This is a genomic window from Robinsoniella peoriensis (assembly GCF_000797495.1).
In the GTDB taxonomy this organism is placed as follows: domain Bacteria; phylum Bacillota; class Clostridia; order Lachnospirales; family Lachnospiraceae; genus Robinsoniella; species Robinsoniella peoriensis.
The window spans coordinates 34,999-59,831 of sequence record NZ_JTGN01000021.1 but is presented as its reverse complement, the minus strand read 5'-3'; the positions used below and the strand labels follow the sequence as shown (position 1 = coordinate 59,831).

Annotated in this window: 25 protein-coding genes; 22 read left to right on the top strand and 3 right to left on the bottom strand. The window is 41.6% G+C overall.

Annotated elements, in window-relative coordinates:
• Nucleotides 1–97: 97 nt before the first annotated feature.
• From QR40_RS27435 to QR40_RS27345, 19 genes are all read left to right on the top strand, one after another.
• Nucleotides 98–526: a hypothetical protein gene (locus tag QR40_RS27435; protein ID WP_027295649.1), complete on the top strand. Its 429-nt coding sequence runs from the start codon at nt 98–100 to the stop codon at nt 524–526.
• Nucleotides 527–625: 99 nt separating this feature from the next.
• The gene (locus QR40_RS27430) at nt 626–985 is read left to right on the top strand and encodes a YccF domain-containing protein (RefSeq protein ID WP_027295650.1); all 360 of its coding nucleotides are present in this window, start codon (nt 626–628) and stop codon (nt 983–985) included.
• Between the two features lie 148 nt (nt 986–1,133).
• Nucleotides 1,134–1,649 carry a flavodoxin family protein BilS gene (gene bilS / locus QR40_RS27425; RefSeq protein ID WP_044297681.1) on the top strand — a complete coding sequence of 172 codons (516 nt, stop codon included), beginning with the start codon at nt 1,134–1,136 and terminating at the stop codon, nt 1,647–1,649.
• Between the two features lie 2 nt (nt 1,650–1,651).
• A complete protein-coding gene (gene yaaA / locus QR40_RS27420) occupies nt 1,652–2,467 on the top strand; it encodes a peroxide stress protein YaaA (RefSeq protein ID WP_044297680.1) in 816 nt (271 codons plus the stop codon).
• The gene (locus QR40_RS27415) at nt 2,461–3,228 is read left to right on the top strand and encodes an inositol monophosphatase family protein (protein WP_044297679.1); all 768 of its coding nucleotides are present in this window, start codon (nt 2,461–2,463) and stop codon (nt 3,226–3,228) included. Before yaaA ends, QR40_RS27415 begins: the two co-directional genes overlap by 7 nt.
• A gap of 61 nt (nt 3,229–3,289) precedes the next feature.
• On the top strand, nt 3,290–4,312 hold the full coding sequence (locus QR40_RS27410) for a DUF2804 domain-containing protein (protein WP_044297678.1): 1,023 nt from the start codon (nt 3,290–3,292) through the stop codon (nt 4,310–4,312).
• A gap of 90 nt (nt 4,313–4,402) precedes the next feature.
• Nucleotides 4,403–4,855 (top strand): YaiI/YqxD family protein, encoded by a 453-nt coding sequence (locus tag QR40_RS27405; RefSeq protein ID WP_044297707.1) that lies wholly within the window; start codon nt 4,403–4,405, stop codon nt 4,853–4,855.
• 282 nt (nt 4,856–5,137) lie between these two features.
• Nucleotides 5,138–5,518: a CidA/LrgA family protein gene (locus tag QR40_RS27400; protein WP_044297677.1), complete on the top strand. Its 381-nt coding sequence runs from the start codon at nt 5,138–5,140 to the stop codon at nt 5,516–5,518.
• Entirely contained in the window at nt 5,499–6,191 is a 693-nt protein-coding gene (locus QR40_RS27395) for an LrgB family protein (RefSeq protein ID WP_027295657.1), read from the top strand. Before QR40_RS27400 ends, QR40_RS27395 begins: the two co-directional genes overlap by 20 nt.
• 52 nt (nt 6,192–6,243) lie before the next feature.
• The gene (locus QR40_RS30625) at nt 6,244–7,083 is read left to right on the top strand and encodes an NUDIX hydrolase (RefSeq protein WP_063837593.1); all 840 of its coding nucleotides are present in this window, start codon (nt 6,244–6,246) and stop codon (nt 7,081–7,083) included.
• 219 nt (nt 7,084–7,302) lie between these two features.
• Nucleotides 7,303–8,856: a discoidin domain-containing protein gene (locus QR40_RS27385; protein WP_044297676.1), complete on the top strand. Its 1,554-nt coding sequence runs from the start codon at nt 7,303–7,305 to the stop codon at nt 8,854–8,856.
• A gap of 105 nt (nt 8,857–8,961) precedes the next feature.
• Nucleotides 8,962–10,335 (top strand): ABC transporter substrate-binding protein, encoded by a 1,374-nt coding sequence (locus tag QR40_RS27380; protein ID WP_044297675.1) that lies wholly within the window; start codon nt 8,962–8,964, stop codon nt 10,333–10,335.
• Between the two features lie 37 nt (nt 10,336–10,372).
• Complete coding sequence (locus QR40_RS27375; protein ID WP_330373910.1) at nt 10,373–11,278, top strand: carbohydrate ABC transporter permease; 906 nt, start codon at nt 10,373–10,375, stop codon at nt 11,276–11,278.
• The gene (locus QR40_RS27370) at nt 11,278–12,099 is read left to right on the top strand and encodes a carbohydrate ABC transporter permease (RefSeq protein ID WP_242858595.1); all 822 of its coding nucleotides are present in this window, start codon (nt 11,278–11,280) and stop codon (nt 12,097–12,099) included. The genes QR40_RS27375 and QR40_RS27370 overlap by 1 nt, the downstream gene beginning before the upstream one ends.
• 125 nt (nt 12,100–12,224) lie before the next feature.
• Nucleotides 12,225–13,991 carry a histidine kinase gene (locus QR40_RS27365; RefSeq protein WP_044297674.1) on the top strand — a complete coding sequence of 589 codons (1,767 nt, stop codon included), beginning with the start codon at nt 12,225–12,227 and terminating at the stop codon, nt 13,989–13,991.
• Complete coding sequence (locus QR40_RS27360) at nt 13,963–15,465, top strand: response regulator (RefSeq protein WP_044297673.1); 1,503 nt, start codon at nt 13,963–13,965, stop codon at nt 15,463–15,465. The genes QR40_RS27365 and QR40_RS27360 overlap by 29 nt, the downstream gene beginning before the upstream one ends.
• Nucleotides 15,465–17,423: a beta-N-acetylhexosaminidase gene (locus QR40_RS27355; RefSeq protein WP_044297672.1), complete on the top strand. Its 1,959-nt coding sequence runs from the start codon at nt 15,465–15,467 to the stop codon at nt 17,421–17,423. Before QR40_RS27360 ends, QR40_RS27355 begins: the two co-directional genes overlap by 1 nt.
• A 241-nt stretch (nt 17,424–17,664) precedes the next feature.
• On the top strand, nt 17,665–18,090 hold the full coding sequence (locus tag QR40_RS27350) for an Hsp20/alpha crystallin family protein (RefSeq protein WP_027295665.1): 426 nt from the start codon (nt 17,665–17,667) through the stop codon (nt 18,088–18,090).
• Nucleotides 18,091–18,212: 122 nt separating this feature from the next.
• Nucleotides 18,213–18,638: an Hsp20/alpha crystallin family protein gene (locus QR40_RS27345; RefSeq protein WP_027295666.1), complete on the top strand. Its 426-nt coding sequence runs from the start codon at nt 18,213–18,215 to the stop codon at nt 18,636–18,638.
• Between the two features lie 43 nt (nt 18,639–18,681).
• On the opposite strand, the gene QR40_RS27340 is transcribed toward QR40_RS27345, so the two are convergent.
• Entirely contained in the window at nt 18,682–19,596 is a 915-nt protein-coding gene (locus QR40_RS27340) for a LysR family transcriptional regulator (protein WP_044297671.1), read from the bottom strand.
• Nucleotides 19,597–19,742: 146 nt separating this feature from the next.
• Between QR40_RS27340 and QR40_RS27335 the strand changes: the two genes are divergently transcribed.
• From QR40_RS27335 to QR40_RS27325, 3 genes are all read left to right on the top strand, one after another.
• The gene (locus tag QR40_RS27335) at nt 19,743–21,047 is read left to right on the top strand and encodes an NCS2 family permease (protein ID WP_044289613.1); all 1,305 of its coding nucleotides are present in this window, start codon (nt 19,743–19,745) and stop codon (nt 21,045–21,047) included.
• Between the two features lie 9 nt (nt 21,048–21,056).
• Nucleotides 21,057–22,808: an adenine deaminase C-terminal domain-containing protein gene (locus QR40_RS27330; RefSeq protein WP_044297670.1), complete on the top strand. Its 1,752-nt coding sequence runs from the start codon at nt 21,057–21,059 to the stop codon at nt 22,806–22,808.
• Between the two features lie 336 nt (nt 22,809–23,144).
• Nucleotides 23,145–23,768 carry a manganese efflux pump gene (locus QR40_RS27325; RefSeq protein ID WP_044297669.1) on the top strand — a complete coding sequence of 208 codons (624 nt, stop codon included), beginning with the start codon at nt 23,145–23,147 and terminating at the stop codon, nt 23,766–23,768.
• Here QR40_RS27325 and QR40_RS33395 read toward each other — a convergent pair.
• Both QR40_RS33395 and QR40_RS27320 read right to left on the bottom strand, forming a co-directional pair.
• Nucleotides 23,748–23,876 (bottom strand): DUF6783 domain-containing protein, encoded by a 129-nt coding sequence (locus QR40_RS33395; RefSeq protein ID WP_334291806.1) that lies wholly within the window; start codon nt 23,874–23,876, stop codon nt 23,748–23,750. The genes QR40_RS27325 and QR40_RS33395 overlap by 21 nt on opposite strands.
• A 203-nt stretch (nt 23,877–24,079) precedes the next feature.
• The gene (locus tag QR40_RS27320) at nt 24,080–24,805 is read right to left on the bottom strand and encodes a glycerophosphodiester phosphodiesterase (RefSeq protein WP_044297668.1); all 726 of its coding nucleotides are present in this window, start codon (nt 24,803–24,805) and stop codon (nt 24,080–24,082) included.
• Between the last annotated feature and the right edge of the window lie 28 nt (nt 24,806–24,833).

The window sequence follows — 24,833 nt, the reverse complement described above, 5'->3', positions numbered from 1 at the left end:
CGATAAGAGTCTTTTTATTTTGCTCTCTGAAACCGGCAGTCTTTGCAGTAACCTGACACCAGTTAAGGCCGCTAAAGGCCGAGAGAGGAGAAAGAGTATGGACAATGCAGAAAGAAATAACAGGGAAATTGAAGAAGCAATAATGGCGGGAAGAGCAGCATTACAAAGTTTGAACCGTGTAGACCAGTCATTAGCCAGTGCTAAAGGATTCGGAATATGGGATATGCTGGGAGGCGGTTTTATCAGCGGAATGCTCAAGCATTCCAAGATTGACAGTGCCAATGAAGAGATGGAAAATACCAAAATGCTTCTGCGAAAATTTCAAAAAGAGTTGCGGGATGTAAGTATGCATCCTGAGGTGCATATTGATATTGGCAGTTTCGCAGTATTTGCTGACTTCTTTTTGGACAATATAGTATCAGACTGGTACGTACAGTCCAAAATCAATCAGAGCAAAGAACAGGTTGAGGAGGCTATAGAGCGTGTAGAAAATGCACTTTATAGCTTGGAAAGAATGAAGCAGTAAAGAATGAAGCGGCAAAGAATGAAGCAGTAAATAATGAAGCAGTAAATAATGAAGCAGTAAAGAAGACAATCGTAAATAAATGACTCAGGAGGATTGGATATGGGATGTTTAGGAAATATTTTATGGTTTATTTTTGGAGGATTTATATCAGGTATCAGCTGGCTTTTGATTGGCTGCCTGTGGTGTATTACCATCGTAGGTATTCCGGTTGGAACCCAGTGTTTTAAATTTGCAGGCTTGTGTTTCTTTCCATTTGGAAAAGAGGTTGTATATGGCGGAGGTGTTGGCTCTTTATTGTTAAATGTATTGTGGCTGATACTATCCGGCATACCCCTTGCAATTGAATCGGCAGTTATCGGTGCAGTTTTATGCATTACCATTGTAGGAATTCCATTTGGATTACAGCAGTTTAAGATTGCAAAACTGGCATTGATGCCATTTGGTGCGAGAGTAGTTTAAAAAGAGATCGGCAGAGCTAATTGACGGGCCTGCCGGTTTTTTTGTGCTGTAAGTTCCTGTCATTCTGTATATTGGGTATAAGATATAGTAGAAAAACGGCTACAAAGAGTTTATAATAGATGTATTGAATAAAAAGGAGGCATTTTAGATGAAAGTTTCAATTTTATATGATTCACAAACTGGTAATACAAAAATGTTAGCAGATACGATATATAATTCGGTCAGAAATCTTGTGGATGTGATGTTCTGTGGAAATGCCGTGGATGCCAAAAGCGATGAGATTACAGATTCGGAGATAATATTCCTTGGATTCTGGACAGATAAAGGACAATGCTCAGATAAATTAAAAGGTGTATTGCCAATGCTGGGCGGAAAAAAGATTGCGCTGTTTGGAACGGCCGGATTTGAAGGGTCAGAGGAATATTTCCAGAAGATCTTATCCGGTGTGAAGGCCGCCCTTCCCCAGGACTGTCAGGTGGAAGGAAATTATATGTGTACGGGCCAGATGCCGGTGTCTGTACGAAAGCGTTATGAAGGAATGCAGGAAAAGGGCATGCCTCAGGCAGATGCTTTGATTCGAAATTTTGATCAGGCTTTGGGACATCCGGATGAAGAGGATCTGATTGGCGTTAAAAAGTTTGCATTAAGTATGATCAGGAGCTGAGTATGAAGATTATAATATCTCCTGCAAAGAAAATGGTGCAGGATGAAAATTCTATAGAATTTACTGATTTTCCGGCTTTTTCAAAACAGGCGGAGACATTACATAGTATATTAAAGAGGCTTTCTTATGAAGAGCTGAAGGGGATATTGAAGTGCAATGATAAAATTGCAGAGTTAAATTTCAGGCGGTACCGGAATATGAAACGGTTAGATGTACGCCGTGGACTTACCGGTATGACACCGGCTCTTTTGACATATGAAGGAATTCAGTATCAATATATGGCACCCCGGGTGTTTTCAGATCGCCAATGGGAATATGTTCAGGAAAATCTGCGTATTCTTTCCGGATTCTATGGGATACTAAAGCCCCTGGATGCAGTATATCCTTACCGGCTGGAGATGCAGGCTGCTTTGGCGGCAGGTGATGGGAAGAATCTTTATCAGTTCTGGGGCAAACGCATTTATCGGGAGCTGGTTAAGGATGATAAGGTAATACTGAACCTGGCATCCAAAGAATACAGCAAAGCAGTAGAACCATTTCTGGAGCCCGATGTTCGGTTTGTTACCTGTGTATTTGGAGAAGCGGTGGAAAGTGATCAGAACCGCAGAATTCGGGTGAAAGGGACCCAGGCAAAAATGGCAAGAGGGGAAATGGTCCGCTGGCTTGCAGAAAAACAGGTGGGGGAAATATCCAAAATCAAAGAATTTAAAGGTTTGGACTATTATTTTTCCCAACAGGATTCCAGCGATAATATATTGGTATTTTTAAAAGACGTAAATAAGGACAGGCAGGAGAAGAAAGAGGAGACAGGATGCTGACAGAAATCAGGGAGATTGTAAAAGAAGCAGGGCAGATACTGAGAAATGCCCATGCCGGAAGCAAAAATATATCTGAAAAAAGTGGTTATGCGAATTTTGTGACTGCATTTGATTGCCAGATACAGGAATTTTTAGTAGAAAGATTAAAAGCGGTTTTTCCGGAAGCCGGTTTTATCGGAGAAGAAAATCATATGCAGGAACCTTTGGGGGAAGGGTATTATTTTATCATTGATCCCATTGACGGAACTACAAATTTTATTCATGATTATCATCACAGTTGTATTTCAGTTGGAGTTGCATATCAGGGGAAGGGTTTTGCCGGAGTTGTATATAATCCTTATCTGGATGAGATGTATTGGGCTAAGAAGGGCGAAGGGGCATATTGCAATGAAGGGCGCCTGACGGTAAAGGATGTCTCTCTTGAGGAGAGTATTGTGGCTTTCGGATGTGCCAGGTATAATTCAGAAGAAACGGACCGTTCCTTTGATTTTGCCAAGAAATTGTATCTGCAGAGCCATGGAATACGTAATGGCGGGTCTTCTACCCTGGACATATGCCGGATTGCTTCCGGGAGGAATGGACTTTATTTTGAAATGCTGTTACAGCCATGGGATTACGCTGCGGCATCTGTTATACTGGAAGAGGCAGGCGGAGTCATTACTACAATGGATGGAACTCCGATTACCTTAGATGCACCCTGCTCCATTCTGGCAGGAAGTCCTGTAGTATGGGAGGAAAGCATGGGTTTATGGAATAAATAGCTGGTAAAAAATTTATTTTCTAACGCTGCCATTTTGTTATGCCAGCGGGAAAGGAGCGCGTATGAGAAATCATGAAGTTACTGCAAGCCAACCACTTCTACAGAAAGATGGCAGTCTTACGGAGCCAGGGTGGTCCAGACATCAGGTTCAGATTTATGACAGAAGCAAAATTAAGGCTCCGAAATTCAGAATTAAGGAATGGGATTATTATTTGGTTCTGAATCAGGATTTCGCTGCGGCATTTACTATTTCGGATGATGGTTATATTGGACTTGAATCGGCGTCGATTCTGGATTTCACCAGACCATGGGAACATACCGAAACGATCTTAAAGCCGTTTACCATGGGAAGAATTCACCTGCCTTCTAATTCTATGGAAGGAAATACCAGTTACCATGACAAAAAGATGCATATGCGTTTCGAGGTACAGAATGGAAAGCGGAGAATCCGATGTAAGTGGCCCCGCTTTTTTGAAGGGAAAGAATTTTCCTGTGATATTATATTGGAGGAGACACAACAGGATTCTATGGTAATTGCCACTCCATGGAAGGAAAAGAAAACAGCTTTTTATTATAATCAGAAAATAAATTGTATGAGAGCAAAAGGCAGGATGCGGCTGGGGGATCGGGAATTTATCTTTTCCCCGGATACGGATTTCGGAACACTGGACTGGGGAAGGGGCGTCTGGACGTATGATAATAACTGGTATTGGGGATCCGGAAATGGTGTTGTTAACGGGAAGCCATTCGGATTTAATATCGGTTATGGATTCGGAGATACCAGTGCGGCATCAGAGAATATCCTTTTTTACAATGGAACCGGGCATAAACTGGATGACGTTGTCTTTCATATTCCATCTGACAGTTATATGAAAAACTGGACGTTTACATCCAGTGACGGGCGGTTTGAAATGGAATTTGAGCCGGTTATAGACCGGGCTGCCAAGATGGATGTAATTGTGGTGGGTACAGATCAGCATCAGGTATTTGGAAAAATGAAAGGGCGGGCTGTCCTGGATGATGGAACAGTGCTTGAGATAAAAGATTTTATGTGTTTCGCTGAATATGTCCACAACCGGTATTAAACGCGTATGAATAATCGTCCGGACAGAGGTATTTTGATACACGTAACAAGGATAATAAAAGGGAGTAAGTGACCATCAATGGGGAAAGATATGAAGATATTAGTGGATGCTGATGCATGCCCGGTAGTGAAAATTGTAGAGAAAGTGGCGCAGGCGAAGGACATTTCCCTGATTTTGATTTGTGATACTTCACATGTAATGAGTTCGGATTATGCGCAGGTAATTATAGTTGACAAAGGGGCAGATTCAGCAGATTTTGCCCTGATTGGAAAGTCTGCCAGAGGGGACATTGTGGTAACACAGGATTACGGCGTTGCGGCAATGGCCCTTGGCAAAGGGGTGTATGTGATGCACCAGAGTGGTAAAGAATATACCAATGAGAATATAGACCAGATGTTGTTTGAACGGCATATGTCTAAGAAGGCCCGGAGGAGTTCATCCAAATTCCATGGGAAAGGCCCAAGGAAGAGGACGGAGGAAGACGATATTCGTTTTGAAGAGGCTTTTCGGAGGCTTGTGGAGAGAGTTATTGCAAAAGAATGAAGCTTTGGCATGGATACTAATGAATGCTGTGAGGGAAAGATCCTTTGTATAGTTGCATAAAATTATCCGGGGTATTAGATAAATTACATACAGCATAACACTTGACAAAGATTGTATACAATTATACAATAATTTGGTATCTGATAATGTAGTCATGTGCGGCGTTTTCTAAGCAGCCATTGGAATTGCTGGCTTTTTAGAAATTGCTGTACCAGCCGGCGTATGAAAGTGCGCAAATCATTGTTTGAAAGAACATGGTATCACGTATGAAAAGGAGAGATTATGCAATTACTGGGTCAATTTGGGATTATTTTGATTGTTACCTTTTTAGGGGAAATGATGCATCACTTTATTCCCCTTCCGATACCGGCGAGTATTTATGGTTTGGTATTGATGCTTTTTTGCCTGTCAACGAAAATAATTAAACTTCACAGGGTGATCAATGCAGCACATTTTCTGCTGGATATTATGCCGCCCATGTTTATTCCAGCCGCGGTAGGCCTGATTGTGGTCTGGGGGGATCTGCAGAAGATTTTACTTCCAATCGTCGTTATTACATTTGTGACAACGATTATTGTTATGGTGGTAACAGGAAAGTCATCTCAGAAGATTATTCAAAAACAGCGAAAGGACAGGGAAAACAGTGAAAGAATTTCTATGTGAATCCGTTTATTTTGGCGTTGCAGTATGTATTTTAGGATATGTATTAGGGATATTGATACGGAAAAAATTTAAGAAGGCAGTTTTTAATCCGTTGCTGATATCGATTATATTTGTTATTTTGGTGATTAAACTCCTGGGTGTGGATTATGACAGTTTTAATGAATCTGCTAAATATCTCAGTTATCTGCTGACTCCTGCGACGGTCTGTCTGGCGATACCGCTATATCAGCAGTTGGAGCTTTTGAAAAAGAATATGGTGGCGGTCACTTTTGGAATCGTGTCCGGGGTACTATCCAGTTTAGTCAGTGTGCTGGCGCTGGCATATTTGTTTGGACTTGAACATCAATATTATGTTACACTATTACCAAAGTCTATCACGACTGCAATTGGAGTGGGAGTGTCGGATGAATTAGGCGGAGTTACGACGATTACGGTGGCAGTTATTATTGTAACCGGCGTACTTGGAAATATTGTTGGGGAGCTGGTGTGCAAGTTATTCCGCATCTACGAACCAATAGCGGTAGGGCTGGCACTGGGCACCTCTTCACACGCAATCGGAACATCAAAAGCGCTGGAACTTGGAGAGGTAGAAGGAGCAATGAGCAGTTTGTCAATTGCGGTTTCCGGTATATTAACCGTAGTGGGAGCCTCGATTTTTGCTAACTTTCTGTAAAGTAAGATTCTCAGCTGATACGCCTTTAATAATACAGGGATAGGGGGCAGTTATGCGTAATTATAATACGATTATTATTTTGAATCCTGAAAAGGACCGGGTACTATTTTGTAAAAGAATGAATGATCCGTATGAGGGTCTGTTTAATTTTGTAGGAGGAAAAATAGAACCGGGAGAAACCTCAGAGGATGCGGCCTACCGTGAGCTGGAGGAAGAGACCGGTATCGGCAGGGAGGATGTAAAGTTGTATTACTTTATGGACTTTTGCTGGCACCTGCAGGATATGAGAATGGAAGTATATGCTGGGGTGTTAAAACATGATGTCACACTCAAGCCGGAAAAGCATCCGCTGCATTGGCTGGGATTTGAAGAGAATTTCTTCAACATGAAAAAGTTTGCCGGGGAAGGCAATATCGGCCATATGCTGGAAATCCTGAAAATGTCTAAGGAGATATTCGGACCGGTGCCTATGACGGTGGAAGAGTTAATAAATAAGGGCTGTATCTGTATGCAGAATATAGATGAGGGATTCCGGGATTATAACTGGGTGTATTTAGAAGGATCCAAAGATGATCTGTATCAGTATCTTCAGGATAAAATCATAGAAAATGGTATGGAGAATTCTTATCTGGACTTTTATTATGGCAGTTTAAAACAGGATGAAAGAGATCGTATTCAGACAGTGTTAAAACCCGAGGAAATAGAATATCTGGAGAAATTGTGCTTAAAGGAGGATCAGATCTATTTTACCATGACACAGGAGTTGTTTGAGCTGGCATTTCGGCTTTCCGAATCTGAGGCGCTCTTTAGCAGTTTTTATTTTGCAAAGGAGCCATGTACTGTCTGGAGTAATTACGGTCACAAATTTGTGGTATTTACAAGTAAGAAATGATATGAGAACATAAGTGCCCTGGCCGCAGTTTTGCGTCAGGGCACTTATGCTGTCTATTGTTCTGTTTTGACAGTATTCAGGTGGAAACGCTGAACACAAGTATTCTGTGAAAAGGGCTTTTTAATTTTGTACATATAAGATTTGAATATTGTACATGTACAATTTTGAAGGATTCCTATAAGGTAATAATTGTAGTAAAAAAAGAATGGGAGGAAAAAGATGAAATCAAAACAATTTATTTATGGTACTTTGACATTTGCAATGGTTTTCTGTTCTGCGGGGTTTTTGGCAATGGCAAAGGAAAACGGGAAAAGCAATGATTACCAGCAGGAAGTGGATGCAGGAGAAATGAGTGTTACGGCAAACAGTGAGCACAGAGGGGCTGAAATTGCAAAAGCATTTGACCGGGACAGGAACACTTTTTGGGACGCCGCATGGGAAGCGGGGGACAAGGGGTTAAACGAAAAGCCCATTGTAGTTGTCGTGGATTTTGCTGTGCCTAAAATGATTTCCAGGCTCGTTTATACACCCAGGCAGGATAACAATCCAAATGGGCAGATTCTGGAATACTCCATATATGGGACATCACAGGATGGAGATACGGTTACCATTGTGGAACAGGGATCATGGGAAAATAATTCCAGGGATAAGGAAGTAGTACTTGGTGGGGAAGCTCCGCTGTCCTCTGTTCAGATTCAGATTAAAAAGGGCAGTTTAGGAAGTGGCGTTTCAGAGACAGCAGCAACCGCAGCGGAGTTTACCTTTTATGAAACCGTTAAAAAGGCTGGTATCAGCCAGCAGACTATGGCGTTGACAGAAGGAGAGAGTAAAACACTTCAGTTAACGGAATATACCGGACAGAGAATTACATGGAAGAGCAGCAATCCCGGGGCAGTAACGGTTGGAGAAGACGGTACGGTAACGGGGATAAAAGAAGGGACCGGAACGATAACTGGTTATATGGAAGCTGGAGAATCAGCATCCTGTGAAGTGAGTGTATCGTCAGCAACAGCACCTGAAATTCTCGGAAAGGTTCTTATATTTGAAGATAACTTCAGTGGTGATGCGTTGGATCTTACAAAATGGAATAACTGGTGTGTAGACTTAAAAGAGTCGGGATTATTCCGTTACGGAAATTCACCGGAGATTGCGGTTCATCCTGATAATGCATATGTAAGGGAAGGAACCTTACGGCTGCTGGGAAGTAAAGAAGATACGTTTTTTGACGGACAGACAAGCCATTATCGTTCTGCGATGGTGCAGACAAGAGATAAATTTGAAGAAAAATATGGATATGTAGAGGCAATGGTTAAAATTCCGGATGTACCGGGAAGCAATCCGGCAGTGTGGACAATGCCTCAGGCAGATGAAGTAAATGGCGGCTGGCTCTGGGGAGATGAAAAGAATTTTGGTGCCGAGATTGATATTCTGGAAAGGCCGCATCCGAAAGGAGCACCGGAATATGCAGGACTTGCTGAAAAATACTGGATTACCATGCATTATGACAACTATACATATGATCCACATGAGAAATACCATACACAGCCAACTATAAAGAATCCATATAAGTGGCATAAGTTTGGGATGGAATGGACACCTGAGTACATTCATTTTATGCTGGACGGAGAGGTAGTGGCAACACAGGAAAATAATGTGCCAAATACTCCGGAAATCTTTATTTTAAGCTATGGACTTGGGGGCTGGATTGGTACTATTGCAGATGAGTTTCTTCCGGCTGAAATGGAAGTGGATTATGTCAGATGGTATAAATAGTAAAAAGTTTAAAAAAAGGACATGCAGCATTTTAAAATATGGCATGTACGAAAACCTAAAATTGTATTATTTTATAAATATAAATCAGAGAGAGGAGTATTATAAATGAAAAAGAAAAAAGCAGCAGCAGTTCTGTTATCGGCAGCAATGGTTCTTTCACTTGCAGCATGCGGTACGGGCAATAATAATTCGGATAAGGCGGCTACATCAGGCAAAGAGGTTACCGAGGCTCAGGCAGATTCAGAAACGAAGGGGGCCGATGAAAGTAAGACGGGTGAAACACAGAAGATCACCGCACTTGTACAGCAGTCCAGGAATTTCCCGGGTCTGCAGAATATGATTAAAAAGTTAGAGAAGGAAGAGAATATTAAAGTGGATGTTCAGGTGGTTCCGGATGATGAGTCACTGAACATGATTAAAATGAAACTGAATTCCGGTGAGTGTCCGGACTTAATCGATTACAATGTGCCTGCTATTTATGACATCGTGGATCCGGCTGCTAATTTTGCAGATATGTCCGGTGAAGAATGGGTAAGCAAATTAAAGATACCGGAAAATGTAACAGCAGATGATGGTAAAATTTATGGATTTCCGTTCCTGTCCGTACCAGGGGTACATGGATTTACTTATAACGAAGATGTATTTCAGAAGTGCGGCGTGACTGTTCCAAATACCTGGGAGGAATTCCTGGATGTATGCCAGAAGATCAAGGACAGCGGAGTAACACCTATTTTTATGCCAAAGGACACTTGGGTTCCCCAGGTTCTTATGACCGATAATTTTGCGAAGACCCTTGGTGATGAGAAAGTGAAAGAGTTCAGCGAAAAGATAATGAAAAATGAAGCAAAATGGACGGATGTTCCTGAGTTTGCAGAAGTAATTGATAAATACTTAAGCCTTTATGAAAAAGGATTTATTAACGATAATTTTGCTTCCGCTACTTATGACGATGCTATTCTTGCGGTTGCCGAAGGCAAAGCAGCCATGCATTTTAACGGTGATTTCTTTGCAGCCTCAGTGCTGGAGGCTAATCCGGAAGCTAAGATAGGAATGTTCGCAATGTCTATGAAAGACGGCGTGGATGTAATGACAGAGAATATGTCATCTGCTGGTTTTGTAGTTTATAAAAATTCTAAGAATATGGATACCGTTAAGAAGGTGCTGAATCTCTGGTCAACTCCTGAATATGCCGATTTGTATTTCGAAGAAAGACCGGCATTCCCGGCTTTCCAGGATGTAAATGGCGGAGAAGTACCGGAATACCTGAAAGCTGTTAATGAAAAATATATTGAAGCCGGAAAGGTTATCCCGGAGTTTAACTACTCAGTGATGGATTTAAATCCGTTGTTTGAAAGTACTTTATATGTATATTACGTGGATGCTCCTGCAAAAGGTAATATGGATGGAAAACAGATCATGGAGAAATTCCAGGGCGACTTTGAACAGTATATGATTGATCAGGGTGCAGAAGGATTCTAAGATACAGAAAATAGAGGAGCTGCAATAGCAGCTCCTTTTGATTGAGAAAGAGGTGGTTGCTATTAATAAGAAACAGTTATCAAAAATTTATCCCATGTGGCTGGGAGCACCGGCCGCACTGGTTTATACCATATTTTTTATTGTACCGATTATTACTGCATTTTTTTACTCCTTTACGGATTGGAACATGGACCGGATGGACAATGCCAAATTTATCGGACTGCGAAACGTGATAAATTTATTCCAGGATGAAGTATTTCTGCGTTCCCTTTGGAATACAATGCTCTTTGCACTGAGCACGACTGTATTTAAAACAGTGGTTGGGCTGCTGCTGGCACTGCTGGTGGTGCAGAAGTTCAAAGGCAACAGTATTTTCAGAACCTTGTTCTATCTGCCTTGCGTTCTCAGCTGTATGATTGTCGGGCTTTTGTTTACGGGAGTACTTAAGCAGGACGGACTGATCAATAACTTTCTGACGGCAATCGGTCAGGCGGATCTTACCAGAGACTGGCTTGGAAGCTATGGTACTGCAATGCTCTGGATTATTATTATTGAAGTCTGGATGTGGGCGGGATTTACCATGTTCCTGTTTATCTCGGGGCTGCAGGCAATTCCGGGTGAGTATTATGAAAGCGCTCAGATAGACGGAGCAACAAAATGGCAGCAGTTTAAAAGGATTACGCTTCCTCTGCTGGCACCGTCTTTTACGGTTGTGGTAACCTTGAACATCACGGGGGGACTGAAAGTATTTGATCTGGTTTACTCCCTTACCGGAGGGGGACCCGGATTCGATACCCAGGTGCTGAGCACCTATACTTTCCGGGCGTTTGGAATGGGATTGCTTGGCAAATCCAGCGCAAGTGCCTTAATCCTTTCATTTTTCATAGTGGGAATTACGTTTGCATTGAATAAATACTTAAGATCCAGGGAGGTGGATACCTAGTGAGAAAGAAAAAGATAGGAAAAATGGTGACAATTCTGATTTTGCTTCTCATTTCCAGCGTGTATATTATACCGATTGTTATGATGGTATTCGGTTCCTTTAAAACACAGGGAGAAGCGCTTCAAATGAATCTCAGCCTGCCAAAACAGCTGCAGTTTGAAAATTATAAGCATGTAATTGAAACCGGAGGGATTTTACGTGGGTATGCCAACAGTCTGATCATTACAGTTACGGCGGTGGCAGTGATTATTATCTTTGGCGCAATGACCGGGATTATTATCTCCAGGCGGGATGATAATAAGGGAAGAGGCCTGTATTACTATTTTGTATTCGGGCTTACCGCTACAATGCAGATGGTTACTACATATGCATTAGTGTTGAAGTTACATTTATATGGAACCTACTTCAGTGTTATTCTGGTTCTGGCTGCAGTGAACCTTCCTTTTGCCGTAATGACATTTTCAAGTTATGTAAAAGGAATTCCAAGAGAAATAGATGAAGCTGCCGTCATGGACGGATGCCATGCTTTTCAACTGATTTTTAAAATACTGCTTCCGATTATGAAACCGATAACCATTACAAACCTGATTATTGCAGCTATTGGAATATGGAATAACTTCCAGGTGCCGCTGTACCTGATGAGCAGTTCAGAACGGACAACCATACCGATGATGATTTTTAATTTCTACGGACTTTATTCCAGAGACTGGAATTATGTATTTGCAGCACTTGTGATAACAGTATTGCCCATTGTTATTTTATATCTCTGTCTGCAGAAATATATTGTGGAAGGCATGACATCGGGAGCCGTCAAAGGATAATAGGTATTTGATGAGGTTGATGACAGATTCTGGTACTTCAAAATTTATTACAGATAAGGTATGATAAAATTGAGTATGCAAAATTACGCGTCAGAGCATGTTTGAATGAATTTTGGGAGAAAAATATGAAAAAGTTAAAATACCAGACTAAATTTTTTCTGTATCATACCGTGATAATGATGTTGATCATATTAGGACTTGTGGGATATTTTTACAGAATGGTTGTAGGCGAGATGAAGGAGAAGGAAGAACAGGACTTCCGGATTATAACAGAAAAGACGGCAACGCAGCTGGACATTTTGTTTTACGATATGGACAGGGCGGCGCTTCAGATTGCGGCAAATCCGGATATTGTCAGGGTCTTTCAATCCTTGCCTGCAAAACCGGACGAGAATTATTTTACAAGCCATCCGATTACCACAGGAGAAGTGAAGAAGCTTCTGGAATCCTATAATTTTAAAAACGACGGGCATTCCAGAATCTGCCTTTATAACCGGTACGATGATTGGGTCTGCACGTCCAACCGGGCGATTACGGAGAGTGGAGTCAGACAGTTTTTTTCCGGAGAAGCATTTGAGGATGTACAGGAATATTTTCAGGAAGCGGACAGGTTTGTATTTTACAGGGAACCGGGGACGGATGTCCTGGCATCAGGAGAGGCACAGCGGACGGATTATCTGGCTGTCGTGAGGGAAATAAAGGATTACTACTCCAACAGTTCCAGATGCGGTTTTGTAGAAGTGCAGGAATCAACAGAGAAACTGGATGAGATTTTGGCAGATTTTGGTCCGGGCATTCAGGCGGAGATTTTGAACCAGGAAGGTCAAAGCATTTACCGGGCAGCAGGGGACATGGATTTGGATGGGAAGGATATCTACAGAATGGAAGTTCCACTGGAAAATGCTCCATACACTGTGAAGCTATATAAAAATCCCATAGAATTTAACAATGCGATGAATCAATTTTACCTGGTTCTGGCTGCAACAGTGGGAATTGTAATGCTGGCAGCCATCATGCTGGAACAGATCTTAGTAAAACATCTGTCGAAACCGCTGGTGAATCTGAATCATTCTCTGAAATCTATTACCATGGACAATCTCCATGTGGCAATTGCGGATGAAGATTCTACAGATATCGTGCTTCGCCTTGAGGATTCTTTTAACTCTATGCTGAAAAAATTAAATGACAGTATGCAGAAACAGATAACAGCCAAGACAAATGAAGTGAAATCCCATTTCTTTGCGCTTCAGTCCCAAATGAATCCGCATTTTTTACATAATATGCTAGCGATTATTTCTATTGAATCCCAGATGGACGGCAATGAAAAAGTACCGGATATCTGCCGCAGGCTGGGAGAAATACTCCGGTATAATACTCAGATGGGGGATGGTTTCAGTACGATAGAGAAGGAATGTGCAATCGCAGAAGATTACATGCTGCTTATGAAAGTGAGATACGAAGAACTGTTTGAGTTCCAGATACAGGCAGAGGAAGATGCAGGATATATCTGTATTCCTAAGCTGATTGTACAGCCCCTTTGTGAAAATTGTTTCCAGCATGGGCTTAAAAATGTGAATCCGGTCTGGAAGATTTCCATACATGCCTGGACAGAAGAGGATAAATGGTATATTACCGTGAAAGATAACGGAAGCGGATTTACCGAAGAGTTCCTGGAAAAGTTCCGAAGGCAGAAAGAAGAACTGGACCGGAGTGATGTAAAATACATATTGGAAAATATAGGTATTGGAGGATTGTGCCTGCCGAATATCTATACCAGGATGAAAATTATCTATGGTGAATCTTTTGTTTTTCAGTTGTATAACAGAGAAAAAGGTGCTGTGGTACTATTGGGGGGAGAAATAAATGATAAAAGTACTTATTGCGGAAGATGAGATTCCTCTTTTAAGGGGAATTAAGAATATGATAGAAAAACTAAATCCTGAATTTTCAGTGGTTATGTGTGCCCACAATGGAAAAGAAGCAATTAAGTATTTAACCGATAATCAGGTGGATGCAATTTTTACAGATATCAATATGCCACTGGCAGACGGTATTGAAGTGATGGATTATGCTAATCAAAAATACCCCGGGGCAGAAAAAGTCGTTATCAGCGGATACAGTGATTTTAGTTATGCACAGCAGGCAATCCGCTGCGGGGTTACGGAATACCTGTTAAAGCCTATCGTAAAAGAAGAATTAGAGAAAACTCTTAGCAATATCTCACAGAGATATTTAAGTATGCTTCAGGAAAAGCAGAAAGCGAGACTGGCTGAGGCGGTTTATACCGGGAAACCCGCGAACCCTGGGGAAAAGCTTCAGATGGTTTACTTTTGTGCGGGTCCCCTGATCCGGGACGGTATGGAGGAGAATATCGCAGAATGTGATTTCTGGCGGGGAATTGATATAGAGTCAGCTGCGGCAGACCTGCTTCCGGAAGCGACCTGTGTATATTCTTTTGAAAAGAACCAGGTTAATGAAAAAATACTGCTGATTGTTCCGGAGAATGAAGCAGATTTAAAAGTATTTTCTAAGAAGCTGCTGGAAGAGATAAAGGGAAGAGGAATCCAGATTACTGCAGCCTTCCATGAGGGTTTGATTGAAACCCATGAAATCTCCATGATCAGCCACCAGCTGCGCAGGAAGCTTCAGGAGAATATTCTTTTTGGCGAAAGTTCAGTGGTTGAGGACGATGCAGACACCACCGGAACGGCATACCCTGCCGGAGATGATACCTTTTATTCCCTGGGTAAAGAGATGTCTGACACCAGAAAGGAAGTATTTCTGAAAGAAGCAGAGGCATTTTTTAATGCAAGGAAAATCCGCCAAAAAGAATGCCAGCAGATAATAAGCAGGATTTTGCAGAGCATGGAGGATCAGACAGTACCGTCATATAGAAGCGAGGAAGACCGGGAAGAAACCATATGGAATCTGATCCTGTATTCGTCGGATGCCAGGCAGTTATTTCTTAATTTAAGGCAGATGCTGGATGAAAAGAAGCTATACAGAAAAGCGGAGTCTTCAGAAAATCTCATGAAAAAAGTAGAGTGCTACATCATAGAAAATATGGCGGAGCCTATAACCGCGGCCGTACTGGCGTCTGAATTCGGGCTTGTGGCACCGTATCTAAGCACTTTATTTAAAGAATACAGCGGTTATACACTGTCTCAGTATATTCAGAAAATACGTCTGGACCGGGCAAAAAATCTGCTGGAGATGGATGAGGAAATTCTGGCAAAGGATGTGGCGGATATGGTGGGATATCCCAATCCGCTGTATTTTTCCAAGGTATTTAAAAAGAAAATAGGTGTTTACCCATCGGAATACCGAAAAAATAAAATGGAGAGTAAGGGAGAAGGCAGCAGGTAATGAAATTTTATTTATCAGGAATTGACGGAAACAGAAAAGAAATGGCAGAAATGTTCTTAACGTATCAGGGGTATGAATGTGTCGAAAAAGATATGGACATTATAATTGAATTTACAGAGGGAGATGTGCTGAAAGCCGAGTTTGACGGAAAGAAGCTGAACTTGTATGGTAAGGAAGATGTACATTTTTACCGTGCTCTGCATCTGTTTCTCCAGAGAATCAAATATGGAAATACAGAGCCATTTGTAAAGGAAGAGAAAATTTGTTTTAAAGAAACTGGTATTATGATCGACTGTTCCAGAAACGGAACAGTAAATAAGCCAATGCTGAAAGAGTTTATACGGCTCTGTGCGGCATCCGGAATGAATCAGCTTTACCTTTATATGGAGGATGTATATGAAGTTCCAGGTGATCCATATTTTGGAGCCTATCGCGGCAAATATACTTATGGGGATCTGAAAGAGCTGGATGAATACGGGAATAAGGCCGGAGTGGAATTGATTCCTGCAATTCAGACTTTGGCACATCTCCATACATACCTTCGCTGGCCGAAGACTAAAAAACTGCGGGACACAGAAGATATCCTTATGGTGGGAACGAAGGATACAGAGGAATTCGTAAGGAAAATGATACAAAGCGCATCTGGACCTTTTACGTCAAAGAAAATACACGTGGGCATGGATGAAGCAGATCTTTTAGGGCTGGGGCAGTACCTGCGCAATAATGGATTTGAGGAACGGTACGAGATTATGACAAAGCATCTTCAGATGGTGTCACAGATCTGCTTGGAAGATGGACTGGAAATGATGCTGTGGAGTGATATGTTTTTCCGCCTGAAGTCCCCGGACGGAGAATATTATGATTTGCCGGAGGATACGGATTTTGATCTTTTGAAGCCGCTGCCAAAGGATCTGACGCTGGTATACTGGGACTATTACCATCATGATAAAGGAATGTATGACAAGAATATCAGGCTTCATCGTAAGCTGACGGATAAGATACGGTTTGCAGGGGGCGGCTGGACCTGGAATGGAATTGCACCAAATTACAGTAAAGCGGAGAAAACACTGCGTGAAGGCCTGGCATCCTGCAGAGATCAGAGCATTGACAAGGTAATGTGTACCTTCTGGTTTGACAATGGTACAGAGACACCTGTACGGACTGCATTCTATTCCGCATTGTATTTTGCAGAGCTTTGTTATAGCGAAGAAATGGATACAGAACAGCTTGACCGCTGGCTTATGCAGCTGACGGGATATACTTCTGATGCCTATCATCTGCTGGATGCCTTCGACAATACCCCTGGCGTAAAGAAAGACAATGAAAATGCAGATAACCCGTCCAAATACCTGCTGTATCAGGATGTGCTTACCGGTTTGTTTGACGGCCAGATTGCAGGTCTGGGAGTGGATATGGGTCAATATTACAAGAAACTGGCTGAACGGCTGGAAGATCTTCTGAATGGAAAAAGCAAAGGTTATATGGATATAGAAAATAAATACTCTATGGATATAGAAAATAAAGTTTCAATGGATGCAGTTTTCCGCTATTATAATACGCTTGCTGAAATTCTGTCACAAAAAGCGATGTCAGGGATAGAAATTCGAAAAGCATACCGCGGCGGTGACAGAGAGACGCTTGTTTTGCTGGCAGACAGGATACAAAGACTCTTGCCGATGGTATCACGCCTAAAAGCGATGAGAGAGGAATTATGGTTTTCGGAATGCAGGCCCTTTGGTTTTGAAGTATTGGATATTCGTATCGGGGGTGTCATGGTGCGCCTGGAAAGTGCAGAAAAAAGGCTGCGTAATTATCTGGAGGGCAAGGCAGACATTCTGGAGGAACTGGAGGAACCTATGATTGTGTATCAGGATGACCCGGCAGATGACAGCCATAAGATGTGTATGGGGGGATTTTGGCAGGGCATGGTTTCCGCGGGGAATATTGCAGGGATTTGAGTGTTTTCAGTAAGGTGTAAGGCCAGCGTAAGGAGTGGAATCCTGACGCTGGCTTTTTTAGTGCGTTATCTGACGCGATTCAGGGGGATAGTAGAAGAATTATAAAAAAATAATAAAATTAGCACTCGGTGGTTGACAGTGCTAATTTTTTATGTTATAACACATATATAACAAATAAAACAGTTACAACAAACCAAATACAACAACCATTTTTAAATAAGAAACCAAGGAGGTATGACTTATGTTACTTAGAAACAGAGCTTATGATTTATTTGATGAGATGTTTAAGGACGCATTTTTTAATCCGTCTTATGGAGACAGCAGAACTACCCAAGTAATGAAGACAGATATCCAGGAGAAGGAAAATCACTATCTGGTGGATATTGAACTGCCGGGCTATGCGAAAGAAGATATTAAAGCAGAATTGAAAGACGGCAATCTGACAATTACGGCGTCCAGGAATGAAAATAAGGAAGAAAAAGACGAGGCGGGAAAATATATCAGAAGAGAACGTTACAGCGGTTCCTGCAAGCGGACCTTCTATGTGGGGGATCAGGTAAGACAGGAAGATATTCAGGCTGGATTCCAGGATGGTATTTTGAGGCTCAGCATTCCAAAGGAGCCGGTTTTAAAAGATGATCAGCCAAAGCTGATTTCAATTCAGTAATCTGTCGGAGGGGATGTTTCCCTCTGTTACAGTTTATCATATAGAAACAAATAGAAACAAATAGAAACAAGTAGTATTGCGGCTGAGGCCGCCAGTCAGTTATTTTCAAGGAGGTATGACTTATGTTACTTTCAAACAGAGCTTTTGATTTATTTGATGAATTGTTCCGTGACCCGTTCTTTAGCAAACCATTTTCAGACAACACGTCCCAGATTATGAAGACTGATGTTCAGGAAAAAGATAATCACTATCTGGTTGATATGGAGCTGCCGGGATATGCGAAAGAAGATGTAAGGGCAGAGCTGAAGGATGGATATCTGACAATTATCGCGAACAAGAATGAAAACAAAGATGAAAAGGATAAGGATGGTAATTATATCCGAAGAGAACGCTTTACGGGAACCTGCAAACGATCCTTTTATGTGGGAGAAAGCGTTCGCCAGGAAGATATTCAGGCAGGATTTCAGGATGGTATTCTGCGTCTGATGATTCCCAAAGAAGCTGCGCAGAAAATTGAGGAGCAGCCGAAACTCATTACGATACAATAAAAAGTAAATACTTAGATGTGATACGGGATGTCCTGCTGAATATTCAGCGGGACATCATTTTTTTAACCATTTTTATAAAATCCAGGGCATAAAGAGGCATATAGGAGCCCTTGCGGTATGCAATGCTAAGAGTGGTACATATCCGAGGTTTACCTACAGAAAAGCAGACTGGAGCAGACTGGAAATGCATATTTTTAATATAGCTCTCCGGTGCAAAACATACGCCCAGATCCTGCAGTACCAGAAGAACTGCCGCCTGGGTATTTCTGGTATGAAGTGAAACGGTGGGGCTGATTTTGTGCTTTCGGAATAGATCAAGAGCAATTCTGCCAGTAGTCTGTTCCGGGAAATGAAGGATGAAATTATCGCTTGCAAAAAGAGCAAGCTCTATATATGGATAGGGACTGTCCGGTCCGTTAACGCCCAGAGAGGCAAACGGGTGACGGGGGGATACCACAAGGACAATTTCTTCCTCGCCAAGGGATTCATAAGTGAGCTTGGGATGGGGAGATGATTCATTAAATATGGCAAAATCGATCTGGTCATCCAGCAGCAGTTTCTCCTGTATAGCGTAAGTTTCTTCCAGGCAATTAATACGGATATGGGGATATTTTTGATAAAAAGCAGGAAGGATTGCAGGAATCATGCAGGAACTGCGCATCAGGGGAAAGGCAATATTCAGTTCGCCTTCATTGCATTGTGTAATATCTTTTAATTCTTTTTCCCAATCCTGATTTAAAGCCATCATTTTTTTTGCATATGCGAGATAGCGCTTTCCCGCATGGGTGGGAATATAGCGGTTATCAACCCTGCCGAAAAGTTTACAGCCTAACTGGCGTTCCAGTTTCTGCAGGTGTTTGCTTAGTGTGGGCTGGGAAATATACAGTTCCAGTGCAGCCTTTGTGATATTCTGGTGTTTTGCAATGCATAATATATAGTCAAATTCTTTGATATTCATGGGATACCTCGTTTTTGAAAGACATAGGCAGTTATTCACTTTTGGAATAATGATTATGGTAAATAGGAATTGGACATGCTTTTATCCTTATCATACAATAGATGTAGAAAAGAAGCAAATAAAAGCACAATAAAGGAGAGAAGAAAATGAAACAGTGGTTGGAGAAACAGTTTCAGTTGTCAAAGTACCACACGAATATGAAAACAGAGTTGATTGCAGGTGTTACAACTTTTGTCACAATGGCGTATGTCTTGGCGACGGTTCCGAATATGTTAAGCTCTGCGGGACTGGATAAGCATGTGATGCTCACTGCAATGGTATTGTTAATTATTTTGACAAGTGTGGCAATGGCAATTTTTACAAACCGTCCGTTTGCCCTGGCACCGGGACTTGGCAGTGTGGGAATTGTTACGGCAATGATCCAGAACGACGGAATTTCCCCGGAGATCACAGCAGGTGTTATTTTTCTGAGCGGTGTATTGTTTATATTAGTTACATTTTTGGGACTTAGAGAAGCAGTTGTGAAAGTAATACCTATGAGTCTTAAACATGCGGTAAGTGCCGGAATAGGTCTGTTTATTGCACTTTTAGGTGCAAAAAGCTGTGGGTTAATCATTGCAAATGAAAGCAAGAAAAGTCTTGCATTTGGGGATCTTGCATCTCCGGAAGTCATTGTAACTGTAATTGGATTTATTATTCTTCTGGTGATGAAGGTACGAAATATTGCAGGAGGAATGATTCTGACCATATTAATTACTACAATTGTGGGAATCCCGTTCGGGGTCACAAAGCTGCCGGGAAGTATCATATCGATGCCTGCAAATATCGGAAGCCAGTTTTTAAACATTGATATTGCCGGAGCATTAAACTTTGCTTATATTCCATTTTTAATTGCACTTTTTGTTCCGGACTTCTTCTCTACTTTTGGAACAGTACTGGGTGTTGGGGCAAAAGCCGGATATCTGGATAAGGATGGAAACCTGCCTGGAATAGACCGTTGTTTTAAAGTGGATGCAATCGCAACCAGTTTTGGAGCACTATTTGGTATGCCAAGCATGACAACCTATCTGGAATCTTCTGCAGGAGTAGAGGCGGGTGGAAAAACCGGACTTACGGTAGTAGCAACTGCAGCCTGTTTCGCCCTTGCACTATTCTTTGCGCCGGTTGCATTAATGATACCGTCAGCAGCAACCGCACCGGTATTAATATATATTGGAATCGGAATGTTAAGTGCTATGAAAAATATTAAATACGAAGAAATTACAGAAAGTATACCTGCATTTGTCTGTGTGACATTTACTATTTTTGCCAATAACATTGCAAATGGTATCTGCGCTGCAATTCCTACGTATTTTATTATGAAAATTGCATCAGGCAAGATCAGGGAAATATCCAAGGTAATGTATATTCTGGTAATTGTCTGCCTTTTATATTTTTATACCATTGTATAGGGGACATATATGGAAAATGTGGATTTAGTAATTCGTAATGCGAAAGTTTTTAACAGTTATCTGAAGTGTTTCCGGAAAGCAGATGTGTATGTTCTGGATGGAAAAATTTATTATGTTGATGTAAAAGATAATGAGAATACCATCCCATTAATTACTGCAAAAGAAGAGCTGGACGCTTCCGGCTATTATATGATTCCAGGATTGATTGACATCCATATGCATATCGAAAGTTCCATGATGACGCCTCAGACGTTTGCCGGATATGCAGGAAAGTGCGGTGTCACTACCGTGGTTTCAGAACCCCATGAAATGGCTAACATAAAGGGGTTATCGGGTATTTATGAAATGATCGCGGATGGGGAAAATGCACCGATTGATATCTTCTATGGAATACCAAGCAGTGTACCATCTACGAATGAGGAGCTGGAGACTACAGGAGGTATAATTGACTGCCGGGCAATGAAAGAATTGTATGAGAAAAAAGAGGTAGTCTGCGTCGGTGAAATTATGAACTACAGGCAGATCATTCGGGAAAATGATCTGGAAATTACAAAATTTTTAAACTACCTTCATGAAGTTGATCCGAATTTTGTTATAGAAGGCCATTGTCCATCACTTACGGGATTAGACCTGGCAAAATTTCTTTATCTTGGCATTGACGGAGATCATACGGAGCATACGCTGGAAGAAATACGCCAGAGATTCGAAAATGGAATGTTTGTGGAATTGCAGGAGAAGATGTTAAGGCCGGAGATTCTGGATTATATCAGGGAAAACAGGCTATATGAACATTGCGGATTTGTAACAGATGATACTATGGCGGACAAGCTGTATGAAGAAGGGCAGCTGAATAAGGTGATTGAGGAAGCAATCCGTATGGGCTTTCCCACAGAAGAAGCAATCTACTGCGGTACATATACCAATGCAAGACGCATGAATCTGAGAGACAGAGGGGTGATAGCACCTGGAAAAACAGCAGATTTTGCCCTGATTACCGGATTTAACAGTTTAGAACCAGATTATGTATATAAAGATGGACAGCTAATTGCATCCAAGGATCAGGAAAATGAAAATCATCCCGGAAAAGAACTGACTTCAGAGAACCGCCATTTTTTCCCGGAGGATTATTATCACAGCGTTCATATACCAGTACTTAGACCGGAAGATTTTTGGATTTGTGCGAAACAGGAATCCGGAAATGTGTCTGTCAGAGTAATTGAAGTTTCAAACGGAAGAACGCAGACCAGTGAAAAAATAGTATCCATGCCTGTCAAAGATTATAAAATCTGTTGGGAAGGAACCGGATGCCTCCTGGCAATGGTAGTGGATCGGTACGGTAAAAATCAAAATATCGGTTATGGCTTTGTTACAGGGGATTGTCTGAAAGAGGGAGCAGCGGCAACAACCTATTTCCATGATCATCATAACTTATTTGTAGTTGGAGAAAATGTTGGGGATATGCAGGCTGCTGTGGAGAGAATCCAGTCGCTGCAGGGAGGGATTCTGACCGTTTATCAGGGAGAAATCAAAGCAGAGCTGCCGCTGCCGGTGGCGGGAATTCTATCGGATCAGCCAATTGAAGAAATCGGACCGGCTCTTAAGAAAGTACGCAACAGCCTGTTTCAGCTGGGTTATCGCCACTATAATCCGGTAATGTCCCTCTGCACATTGGGACTTCCCGTGAGCCCGGCACTGAAACTGACAGACAGAGGGCTGGTGGATGTTATAAAGGGAGAGATTGTCGATCTGGTGTGCAGTTAAAAAACAGGGATCAAAGAGTAGAAAGTGAATAGAGAAGTAAAAAAGTACTCACAGTGAAGGTCTGGTGGATCTTTTCCGTGAGTATTTTTATATGTTCTAAGAGCATGGGAGACTGGGGACAGGACGAGCTGAGCTGGCTAAATATTAATGCGAAATAAAATAACTTTAAATAATTAGTTACATATTAATAATACATAAAAATTGATCTGCTGGAAAATAAAGTTTTGCCAAGAGTATCAAGTATGGAAGAGCATTGAAAACCGGAAGGGGCACGGAATAATAAAAAATGCATATGATTCTATATAACGAATATTATATGGGTGGTGACTTTGTTTTATGCATTTTTTATCTGCATTTTTATTTGCAATTTCCGCTAATCTGGATAATCTGACGATTGGCGTTGCATATGGTATAAAGCGTATTAAGATTGAGCCGGAAAGTAATCTGGTAATAGCGTGTATCACTGCGATTGGTACATTTTTGTCCATGTCTCTGGGATCGCTGTTTACAGAAATAATAAGCACAGAGACAGCGAATCTGATTGGATCATCTATTCTGGTTTTTGTGGGTGGGCTGTTTATTGCTGAATTTATCTGGAAAGAGTTGATTTTGAAACGGGTTAAAGCTGAGGCAGAAGAAAAAAGGGAAAAGGATAAGACGTGGCTGAAAAAGAGCATGGAAGAAGGGGATAAGGACGGATCCGGCAATATTGATATGCGCGAGGCAGTTACATTGGCATTTGCGCTGACAGTAAATAATATAGGGCTTGGAATCGCAGGGAGCATTACCGGACTGTCCGTATTCTGGACGTCAGTGTTTACCCTTTTAATCAGCTATATTTTTATATCTGCAGGGCAGCGTTTTGGCAGGGGATGCTTGTCGAGATTATTTGGTAAATATGCAACGGTTGTCTCTGGTCTGATTATTTTTGGTATGGGTTTATATGAAATGTTTGTCTAGAGCGTGTTTGAAAATTGGTTTCTGGCAGCTGTGCGTGACACTTTGTGGGAATTTGACCCGTATGAAGGACGTGTAGCGGGCTACGTAACCTGAATTTGGGGCAAATATGCCGCAAAGTGGGGCATGCAGATGGGGAAAGTGTACGGAAAGATGGGGAGTGCGGTAAGCCGGCGAAGCCTCAATGCTGTACTAGTACAGCATTGCACAAATAACTGTGAATATAGCATCCGCCTCTTTCCGAACACAACCTCCATCTAAAAAGCGTCCCTTCCCTGACAAAATCTAAACTAATATCCTGCTTTTCATTTTTTCTAAATATCTGAAAGCTCCCGGGCAATGTCCGGTAAATCTGTTATGATCGCTTCAACTCCCAGTTTTATTAATTTTTCCATGTGCTCTTTTGTATTGACTGTCCACACGTGCAGAGGAAGATTGTATTTCTTACAGTCCTGCAGAAAATCAGGATACTGGAGAAGATAGATTGCAGGGTGCAAAGCATTAACCCCTATACTGTTTCCGTAGGCAGGAACATTTATCCAGCCGTCTTCATAGAGAAGTCCGGTTCTTATAGATGAATCCAGTTCTTTTAAATATTTTAAGGTATAGTGATTAAAGGAGGAGTAAATAATCCGCTCTTCCATCTGCATCTCCCGGGCAAGATTTAATGCTTTTTTCTCTATTCCGGGATAAAAACAGATGCTGGTTTTAAGTTCAACATTAACGGTTAGGCCTGTGGGCTGAATCAATTCATAAACTTCTTTTAAGGTGGGAATACATGCATTTGTAAATTCAGGATGAGTCCTGTTAAAACGCAATTGTTTTAATTCCTTAAGGGTATAGTCTTTAATCCAACCAGTTTTACCGGTGACACGATCAATCTTTTCATCATGAGCAACGACGATTTCCCCGTCTTTTGTCAGTTGTATATCCAGTTCAATACCATCTGCATTCTGGTGTATTGCAAGTTCAAATGCTTCCAGTGTATTTTCAGGCGCATAGCCGGAAGCGCCTCGATGCGCCCAAATCTTTGTTTTCATAATACAACCTCACTAATATATTTTAGTT

Excerpts from the sequence above, each read along its gene's own strand:
- QR40_RS27435 (WP_027295649.1), top strand. The coding sequence starts at position 98 with ATGGACAATGCAGAAAGAAATAACAGGGAAATTGAAGAAGCAATAATG.
- QR40_RS27430 (WP_027295650.1), top strand. The coding sequence starts at position 626 with ATGGGATGTTTAGGAAATATTTTATGGTTTATTTTTGGAGGATTTATA.
- bilS (WP_044297681.1), top strand. The coding sequence starts at position 1,134 with ATGAAAGTTTCAATTTTATATGATTCACAAACTGGTAATACAAAAATG.
- yaaA (WP_044297680.1), top strand. The coding sequence starts at position 1,652 with ATGAAGATTATAATATCTCCTGCAAAGAAAATGGTGCAGGATGAAAAT.
- QR40_RS27415 (WP_044297679.1), top strand. The coding sequence starts at position 2,461 with ATGCTGACAGAAATCAGGGAGATTGTAAAAGAAGCAGGGCAGATACTG.
- QR40_RS27410 (WP_044297678.1), top strand. The coding sequence starts at position 3,290 with ATGAGAAATCATGAAGTTACTGCAAGCCAACCACTTCTACAGAAAGAT.
- QR40_RS27405 (WP_044297707.1), top strand. The coding sequence starts at position 4,403 with ATGAAGATATTAGTGGATGCTGATGCATGCCCGGTAGTGAAAATTGTA.
- QR40_RS27400 (WP_044297677.1), top strand. The coding sequence starts at position 5,138 with ATGCAATTACTGGGTCAATTTGGGATTATTTTGATTGTTACCTTTTTA.
- QR40_RS30625 (WP_063837593.1), top strand. The coding sequence starts at position 6,244 with ATGCGTAATTATAATACGATTATTATTTTGAATCCTGAAAAGGACCGG.
- QR40_RS27385 (WP_044297676.1), top strand. The coding sequence starts at position 7,303 with ATGAAATCAAAACAATTTATTTATGGTACTTTGACATTTGCAATGGTT.
- QR40_RS27380 (WP_044297675.1), top strand. The coding sequence starts at position 8,962 with ATGAAAAAGAAAAAAGCAGCAGCAGTTCTGTTATCGGCAGCAATGGTT.
- QR40_RS27365 (WP_044297674.1), top strand. The coding sequence starts at position 12,225 with ATGAAAAAGTTAAAATACCAGACTAAATTTTTTCTGTATCATACCGTG.
- QR40_RS27360 (WP_044297673.1), top strand. The coding sequence starts at position 13,963 with ATGATAAAAGTACTTATTGCGGAAGATGAGATTCCTCTTTTAAGGGGA.
- QR40_RS27355 (WP_044297672.1), top strand. The coding sequence starts at position 15,465 with ATGAAATTTTATTTATCAGGAATTGACGGAAACAGAAAAGAAATGGCA.
- QR40_RS27350 (WP_027295665.1), top strand. The coding sequence starts at position 17,665 with ATGTTACTTAGAAACAGAGCTTATGATTTATTTGATGAGATGTTTAAG.
- QR40_RS27345 (WP_027295666.1), top strand. The coding sequence starts at position 18,213 with ATGTTACTTTCAAACAGAGCTTTTGATTTATTTGATGAATTGTTCCGT.
- QR40_RS27340 (WP_044297671.1), bottom strand. The coding sequence starts at position 19,596 with ATGAATATCAAAGAATTTGACTATATATTATGCATTGCAAAACACCAG.
- QR40_RS27335 (WP_044289613.1), top strand. The coding sequence starts at position 19,743 with ATGAAACAGTGGTTGGAGAAACAGTTTCAGTTGTCAAAGTACCACACG.
- QR40_RS27330 (WP_044297670.1), top strand. The coding sequence starts at position 21,057 with ATGGAAAATGTGGATTTAGTAATTCGTAATGCGAAAGTTTTTAACAGT.
- QR40_RS27325 (WP_044297669.1), top strand. The coding sequence starts at position 23,145 with ATGCATTTTTTATCTGCATTTTTATTTGCAATTTCCGCTAATCTGGAT.
- QR40_RS27320 (WP_044297668.1), bottom strand. The coding sequence starts at position 24,805 with ATGAAAACAAAGATTTGGGCGCATCGAGGCGCTTCCGGCTATGCGCCT.